General features: G+C 67.1%; 5 protein-coding genes. 1 reads left to right on the top strand and 4 read right to left on the bottom strand.

The features are described from left to right. Positions 1-362: 362 nt before the first annotated feature. The 3 genes from clpB to HLH27_RS14900 all read right to left on the bottom strand — a co-directional run bounded on the left by clpB (position 363) and on the right by HLH27_RS14900 (position 4744). The gene (gene clpB, locus HLH27_RS14910) at positions 363-2966 is read right to left on the bottom strand and encodes an ATP-dependent chaperone ClpB (protein ID WP_182950829.1); all 2604 of its coding nucleotides are present in this window, start codon (positions 2964-2966) and stop codon (positions 363-365) included. Positions 2967-3142: 176 nt separating this feature from the next. Continuing rightward, complete coding sequence (locus HLH27_RS14905; protein ID WP_408870858.1) at positions 3143-3679, bottom strand: GlcG/HbpS family heme-binding protein; 537 nt, start codon at positions 3677-3679, stop codon at positions 3143-3145. Between the two features lie 6 nt (positions 3680-3685). After that, entirely contained in the window at positions 3686-4744 is a 1059-nt protein-coding gene (locus tag HLH27_RS14900; RefSeq protein WP_182950828.1) for an aldo/keto reductase, read from the bottom strand. 102 nt (positions 4745-4846) lie between these two features. Here HLH27_RS14900 and HLH27_RS14895 point away from each other — a divergent pair, with 102 nt between their 5' ends. Further along, positions 4847-5752, top strand: coding sequence for a LysR family transcriptional regulator (locus HLH27_RS14895; RefSeq protein ID WP_182950827.1), 906 nt, complete (start codon positions 4847-4849; stop codon positions 5750-5752). On the opposite strand, the gene HLH27_RS14890 is transcribed toward HLH27_RS14895, so the two are convergent. After that, entirely contained in the window at positions 5737-6432 is a 696-nt protein-coding gene (locus HLH27_RS14890) for a fumarylacetoacetate hydrolase family protein (protein ID WP_182950826.1), read from the bottom strand. The two genes, HLH27_RS14895 and HLH27_RS14890, sit on opposite strands and share 16 nt — an antisense overlap. Between the last annotated feature and the right edge of the window lie 56 nt (positions 6433-6488).

The following is a 6488-nucleotide window of genomic DNA, read 5'->3' as shown; positions in this document are numbered from 1 at the left end:
TCAAACCCAGGCTAAACCCAGACCAGACCAATCCCTCAACAACCCGCTTCCGCAGGCCGCCAGAACGCCGCCAACATATCCCTTCCATTCCATATTCTATTGTCAAAGAACCGGTCCGAAGCGGTAGTGCCGTTCGGTGAGGCGGGTTTTACGGAGATCGGGGGGGGATGTCAACGCGGCGTAAAATCACCTCGAAACACCCTGTTTTTCCCGGAAAACCGGCTCACCCAACCGAGAGCCCACACCCCTCTGTGGATAAGGAGTGGATAAGAAAATGAACTTTTTTCTGCTTTTCCATGTCAGGGCCGCGAAAAGCGCTGCGGACGGGGCAGCGCACCGGAATGCGCCACCCCGCCACCCGGTCAGTCTTCGGCGATCGACCGGCCGTTGATGGTCAGGCCCTTATCGTTGGCTGACACCTTGATCCGCTCGCCGTCATGGATGGTCCCCTCCAGCAGCAGCCCGGCCAGCGGGTTCTGCAAGGCGCGCTGGATCACCCGCTTCAGCGGCCGCGCACCGTAGACCGGATCGTAGCCTTCCTCGGCCAGCCAGAGATGCCCGGGCTCGTCCAGGTCCAGCTCGATATGCCGCTCGTCCAGCAGCTTGCGCAGCCGCCCGATCTGGATATCGACGATCCGCGTCATGTCCGTCCGCTGGAGGCGGGAGAACAGGATGATCTCGTCCAGACGGTTGAGGAATTCCGGCCGGAAGTGATTGCGCACCACCTTCATGACTTCGGCCTGCACCATATCGGTGGATTCGTTGTCCGGCAGATGCGCCAGGACATCGGACCCCAGATTGCTGGTCAGGACGATGATGGTGTTGCGGAAATCGACCGTCCGCCCCTGCCCGTCCGTCAGGCGCCCGTCATCGAGCACCTGGAGCAGCACGTTGAAGACATCCTCGTGCGCCTTCTCCACCTCGTCGAACAGGATCACCTGATAGGGCCGGCGCCGCACGGCCTCGGTCAGCACGCCGCCTTCCTCATACCCGACATAGCCCGGAGGCGCGCCGATCAGGCGCGAGACCGCATGCTTCTCCATGAACTCGCTCATGTCGATGCGCAGCAGCGCCTTCTCGTCGTCGAACAGGAAGCGGGCCAGCGCCTTGCACAACTCGGTCTTGCCCACGCCGGTCGGGCCGAGGAAAAGGAACGAGCCGATCGGCCGGTTCGGGTCCTGCAAGCCCGCACGGGCCCGCCGCACCGCATTGGCCACCGCCTTCAGCGCCGGTTCCTGGCCCACCACGCTGCGGCGCAGCTCGTCCTCCATCCGCAGCAGCTTGGCCCGCTCGCCTTCCAGCATCCGGTCCACCGGCACACCGGTCCAGCGCGACACGACGGAGGCGATACCCTGCTCGGTCACGGCCTCGCTGACCAGCCCCGCACCGGCGGCGGCGCTCTCGTTCGCCTCCTGCGCGCTGGCGATCTTCCCCTCCAGATTGGGGATGACGCCATACATCAGCTCCGACGCCCGCCCCAGATCCCCGCGCCGCTGCGCGACCTCGACATCCGAACGCGCCTGGTCGAGCTGTTCCTTCAGCTTCTGGATCGCGTTCACCCGATCCTTCTCGGCATGCCAGGCCGCCGACATGGCGTTCGACTTTTCCTCGATCTCCGCCAGTTCGGCTTCCAGCTTCACCAGCCGCTCGCGGCTCGCCGAATCCTCTTCCTTGCGGATCGCCTCGCGCTCGATCTTCAGCTGGATCAGCCGGCGGTCGAGTTCGTCCAGCTCCTCGGGCTTGCTGTCGATCTGCATCCGCAGCCGGCTGGCCGCCTCATCCACCAGATCGATCGCCTTGTCGGGCAGGAAACGGTCGGTGATGTAGCGGTTGGACAGCGTGGCCGCCGCCACCAGCGCATTGTCGGTAATCCGCACGCCGTGATGGAGCTCATACTTCTCCTTGATGCCGCGCAGGATCGAGATCGTATCGGGCACCGACGGCTCGCCGACATAGACCGGCTGGAATCGCCGGGCCAGCGCCGCGTCCTTCTCTATATACTTGCGGTACTCGTCCAGCGTGGTCGCACCGATGCAATGCAGCGTGCCGCGCGCCAGTTCCGGCTTGATCAGGTTGGACGCATCCATCGCGCCATCCGTCCGCCCGGCACCGACCAGCGTGTGCATCTCGTCGATGAACAGGATCACCTGCCCCTCGGCGCTCTCGATCTCCTTGAGCACCGCCTTCAGCCGCTCCTCGAACTCGCCGCGGAACTTGGCACCCGCCACCAGCGCGCCAAGATCGAGCGACAGCAGCCGCTTGTTCTTCAGCGCCTCCGGCACGTCGCCATTGACGATGCGCAACGCCAGCCCTTCCACGATCGCGGTCTTGCCCACCCCGGGCTCACCGATCAGGACCGGATTGTTCTTGCTGCGCCGGGCCAGGACCTGGATCGCCCGGCGGATTTCCTCGTCGCGCCCGATCACCGGGTCCAGCTTGCCCTGCTGGGCAATCTCGGTCACGTCGCGCGCATATTTCTTCAGCGCGTCGAACCCGGCCTCGGCATTCTCGCTGGTCACGGTGCGGCCCTTGCGGATGGCAGCAACCGCCTTGTCCAGCGCCTGCGGCGTCGCACCGCCCTCACGCAGCGCACGGCCGGCCGGCGTTTCCGAGGCCGCGATGGCCACCAGCAGCCGGTCCTGCGCCACATATTCGTCACCCGCCTTCTGCGCCGCGCTCTGCGCCGCATCCAGCAGCCGGACCAGATCGGGCGTGGCCTGCGGCTGCCCGGCCCCACCACCCTGCACGCGGGGCAGCTTGGCCAGCGCAGCCTCGACGGCCGCCTGGATGGCGGGCGCCTGCCCACCGGCGGCACGGATCAGCGCGGATGCCGCGCCTTCCGGATCGTCCAGCAGCGCCTTCAGCAGATGTTCCGCCGTCAGCTGCTGGTTGTACTCACGCACCGCGATCGTCTGCGCGGCCTGGAGGAACCCGCGCGACCGTTCCGTAAATTTCTCGATATTCATGATCCCATGTCCCTTTCACTCAGGCGACCTGAAGCTGGGGGCGCCATCCCTGCCAGGAGGCAACGGCGCACCACACTGAGGCCGAGATGGGGATAATGGGACGTTGTTACAAGAGCCTGGAAGCGCGATGGCACATGACTGCCCCGCCCCTCACGCGGCCCCTTCCATGACACCGATCATTGAAACCGCGGCGAGACTTCCTTGACCGCCGCCACCGCGCAGGCCTCGTCCAGCTCGCCACCCGGCGCGCCGGACACACCCAGCCCTCCTAGCACCGAACGATCCGCCCGCCGCAGCAGGACCCCCCCGGGCACGAACAGAACCTGAGGAATCGTGTTCAGCGCCCCATTGGGCGGCCCCGTGACCTTGGCCGCGATCAATGCGCTGGTCGTGTCCTTGTCGAAGGTCATGCCATAGGCATAGGCCGTGTAGGCCTTGCGGTACGACACCGACAGCGATTGCAGCGGCACCGTATCCCCCTTGATGACCGCCTGCTCATGGCCCGACGGATCGACCACGGCGGCGGTCACGGACCAGCCGCGCGCGGCACAGATCCGAACCGCCGCCGCCGCAAGCTGGTCGGCAATCTCCCACGACAGTTTCTGGGTGGTGATGACGGCCGGCCCGGCAGCCCGCGCCGCACTCCCCGCCGGCAGGCCCGCGACCGCACCGGCCACAAGCAGGCACGCCGCCGCGCGGCGACAGGCTCCCACCGCCCCTCAGCCTTTCTTGATCGCAGGGCCAAGCAGCAGCAGATCGGCCGCTGACAGCCGATCTGCTGCCGTGCGCGCCTGATGCCAATACGGATACAGCAGAGGCGGCGCACTGGCCGCATCCAGCCGCGCCATTTCCTCGGCCGAAAGGCTTAGTTCCGCCGCTTTCAGATTGTCGGCCAGCTGGGCATCGGTCCGCGCACCGATCACGACCGAAGTAATCGCCGGGCGATGCGCAACCCAGGCCAGCGCCACTTGGGCGGCGGACACGCCCCGTTCCGCGCCGATCGCCACCAGAACCTCGACGACATCATACAGCTTCTCGACATCATAGACCGGCGGCTCGCCCCACTGGGCCAGCTGGCGCGTGCCCTCGGGCTCGGGCTTGCCGCGCCGATGCTTGCCGGACAGCAGGCCGCCCGCCAGCGGGCTCCACACCTGCACGCCGATCCCCTGGTCCAGCGCCACCGGCAGCAACTCGTATTCCGCCTCGCGCGCCTGCAAGGAATAATAGATCTGCTGCGCGACCGGCGCGATCAGCCGATGGCGCTCCGCCGTACCCAGCGCCTTCATCAGATGCCAGGCCGAGAAATTAGATACGCCAGCATAGCGGATCTTGCCCGACCGCGTCAGCGTATCCAGCGCCTCCAGCGTCTCGTCCAGCGGGGTCTGGCCATCCCATTCATGCAGGTAATACAGGTCGATATGGTCGCGCCCCAGCCGGCGCAGGCTGGCCTCGGCCGCCGCGACGATATGGTAGCGCGACAGCCCGGCATCGTTCGCCCCCTCGCCCATGCGAAAGCGCGTCTTGGTGCTGACCAGGATTTCCGACGACCGCCCCTTCAGCGCCGCCCCCAGGATCTCCTCCGACACGCCGGCGGAATAGATATCGGCGGTATCGAAGATATTGATCCCGGCCTCGATGCACATGTCGATCTGCCGCTGCGCACCCGCGAGGTCGGTGTTGCCCGTCTTGGCAAACGCCCCCTTGCCCCCGAACGTCATGGTGCCGAGCGTGAAGGCCGAAATGCGCAGGCCGGAACGGCCGAGCTGACGATACTGCATGGATTGCCTCCTGTAACGGATCGATCAGCGGGGACTATGGGCGTGCGGGGCAGGGAATGATAACCGTCAAAACCGGAAAACAGTTTCCGGAAAAGGCGAACGATGCGCGACATCGACGAGATGCGGGTGATGGTCGAAATCGCCCGCCACGGCGGCCTGTCGGCGGCGGCCCGCCATCTGGGCCTGGCGCCGTCGGTGGTCAGCGACCGGCTGTCGCGGCTGGAACGCCGGCTGGGCACGCGCCTGCTGGTCCGCACCACCAGGCGCCAGACCCTGACCGAAGCCGGCCGCATCTATTTGGATGAAGCCACCGCGATCCTGGCCGCCACCGAGATGATGGAAGCAAGGGTGCGCGAGACGGTCGGCGCCCCCGGCGGCATGCTGCGCGTCACCGCCCCAACCCCGTTCGGACGCCTGCGGCTGGCCCCCTTCGTCGCCGATTTCGTCCGCCGCCACCCCGGCATCCGCGTGCACCTGACGCTGGAGGACCGGATGGCGGACATTGTCGGCGAAGGATTCGACATCGCCATTCGCGGCGCCCCGGTGGTGGACACTACCCTGACCGGCCGGCGCCTGATGGAAAGCCGCCGCGTGCTGGTGGCCAGCCCGGATTACCTGGCCCGCCGCGGCACCCCGCAGACCCCCGCCGACCTGGCCCGGCATGACTGCCTGGTCGCCAACATGACCGGCCAGTGCCGGGCCACCTGGCGCTTCGGCCGGGGGGAGGCCACACGCCCATGGCGGATCGACGGTCTGCTGGCCTCCAGCAATTCGGAACTGCCGGTGCAATGGGCCCTGGCCGGACTGGGCCTGACCCAGAAATCCCTGTGGGAGGTCGAAGACGCCGTGCGGGCCGGGCGGCTGGCAACCGTGATGGAAGACTGGGAACCCGACCCCGTCACCTTCTACGCCATCCACCCCGTCAGCACCGCCCATTCGCAGAAGATCGCCCTCTTCATCGGCGACCTGCTGCAACCGGGCCTCATGACCGATCAGGCGGCGCCGTAGGTTACATCCAGCGTACCGACCCCGACACAGGTCGCATGCAGCACATCGCCCGGCTGCACCGCGCCGACCCCCGCCGGCGTGCCGGTCATGATCAGGTCGCCCGGCGCCAGCGCGACGAAGGCACTGAGCTGCGAGATGATATCGGCCACCGGCCAGATCATGTCCGACACATCGCCCCGCTGGCGCACCACACCATTCACCGACAGCGTGATGGGCCCGCGATCCGGATGGCCGATCGCGGCCACGGGCGCCACCGGCCCGATCGGGCAGGACTGGTCGAACCCCTTGGCCAGCGCCCACGGCCGGCCGGCCTTCTTCGCCTCGGCCTGCAAGTCGCGGCGCGTCATGTCCAGGCCCAGCGCATAGCCATAGACATGCGACAGCGCCCGATCCGCCGGAATATCCCGCCCCCCGGTGCCGATCGCCACCACCAGCTCCACCTCGTAATGCAGATTGGCGGTCCGGACCGGAAAGGGCAGCACCCCGCCACCGGGGACGACGGCATCACCCGGCTTGGCAAAGAAGAAAGGCGGCGCACGCTCCGGGTCGCCCCCCATCTCCCGCGCATGGTCGGCATAGTTCTGCCCGACGCACCAGATCCGGCGCACCGGAAAACGGGCCCCGCTCCCCGTGACGGACAGGCTGGGCTGCGGCGGCTGCGGGATGACGTAATCGGTCATTGTCCATGTCCTCGCTGACTGAGCCCCCCGACCTTATTCCCACTTTTCCCCGCCAT

It is taken from the genome of Gluconacetobacter takamatsuzukensis (assembly GCF_014174275.1).
Classification (GTDB): Bacteria; Pseudomonadota; Alphaproteobacteria; order Acetobacterales; family Acetobacteraceae; genus Gluconacetobacter; species Gluconacetobacter takamatsuzukensis.
Note: the sequence above shows the minus strand (reverse complement) of the source record. Positions and strands in the feature narration are given on the sequence as shown.

What these genes read in the sequence shown, in the direction of transcription:
- clpB (WP_182950829.1), bottom strand. Translation starts at nt 2,966, where the DNA reads ATGAATATCGAGAAATTTACGGAACGGTCGCGCGGGTTCCTCCAGGCC.
- HLH27_RS14900 (WP_182950828.1), bottom strand. Translation starts at nt 4,744, where the DNA reads ATGCAGTATCGTCAGCTCGGCCGTTCCGGCCTGCGCATTTCGGCCTTC.
- HLH27_RS14895 (WP_182950827.1), top strand. Translation starts at nt 4,847, where the DNA reads ATGCGCGACATCGACGAGATGCGGGTGATGGTCGAAATCGCCCGCCAC.
- HLH27_RS14890 (WP_182950826.1), bottom strand. Translation starts at nt 6,432, where the DNA reads ATGACCGATTACGTCATCCCGCAGCCGCCGCAGCCCAGCCTGTCCGTC.